Genomic DNA, 1,102 nt, shown 5'->3' on the forward strand with positions numbered 1-1,102 from the left:
TATCTTTATTTTTTTCATCCGCTCTAATTTAACATTTTTATTTCACCCACGAGCAGATATACTGATACTCATGGGAATCTAAATTTTGATTGATTATCTGTTAATGTATAAGTAACCTGCTTTACTTTTACGTTCACCTGATTCTAAAACATACTCTAAAACATAATAGTAAGTACCTACTGGTAATCGATCTGTTCCTTCTATTGTAGTTCTTCCTTTAGAGATTCCTCTGAAGAATTGATCGTCTCTTCCATAATTTTTAGTTCCATATACTTTAACACCCCAACGGTTATATATCTCTAAAGTATTCTCTAATCTTTCTATTCCACTAATTATAAATACATCATTAACACCATCTCCATTTGGAGACATTCCTGTAAAGACTGTAATACCATCTTCCCCTTCTTCTATTGGCCCGTTAGGTTCTAAATAATCAGGAGTACCATTACCATCTGTATCAAAAGCATCATCTGGGTTTCCATCTCCATTAGAATCTGGATTCTCATCTTCTGTTAAGATTCCATCATTATCATCGTCAGTATCCAAAATATCAGGTGTACCATCACCATCAGTATCTTGAGGGTTATTTGGATCGTCTCCTATTTCAAATTCATTCATCACCCCATCACCATCACAATCACCTGAAGAAACAGCACCAGGATTTGGATCACAAGGATCCAAAGGATCTGTACCATCGTTTTCTTCATCGACATCATTAATTCCATCACCATCTGTATCACTAAGGTTTATCTCCACCAATCCAATTGCAATATTACCTCCGGGATCGGTAGCCACAACATCTATCGTATCCATATCATCAAGTACAGGGAATACTCCGCTATCAGGAATAGCTGTATCTGGGTCAATACTCCAATTACCAGTAGTATCAGTGGTTACAGTATACGTAACTTCTGGTATACCATCTCCGTCTTCGTCTACCGTAATGGTTAACGTTTCATTAGGCTCTCCAGTACCAGTTAAAGTAGGTGTAATATCATCCGTGGTAAAACTATCTACCGATATTGTGGTAATATCAATAGTTACTACTCCTGATCCGCTGTTGCCTGCAGTATCAGTAGCCACTACATCTAAAGTATCATTA

At 36.9% G+C, this 1,102-nt stretch carries 1 protein-coding gene; it reads right to left on the reverse strand.

Annotated features, from left to right (window positions below):
- Positions 1-93 precede the first annotated feature (93 nt).
- Positions 94-1,102 (reverse strand): gliding motility-associated C-terminal domain-containing protein (locus Z053_RS32115; RefSeq protein WP_025668150.1); only part of this gene is annotated, 1,009 nt, incomplete at its 5' end.

This window comes from Aquimarina megaterium XH134, from assembly GCF_000520975.1.
GTDB lineage: Bacteria > Bacteroidota > Bacteroidia > Flavobacteriales > Flavobacteriaceae > Aquimarina > Aquimarina megaterium.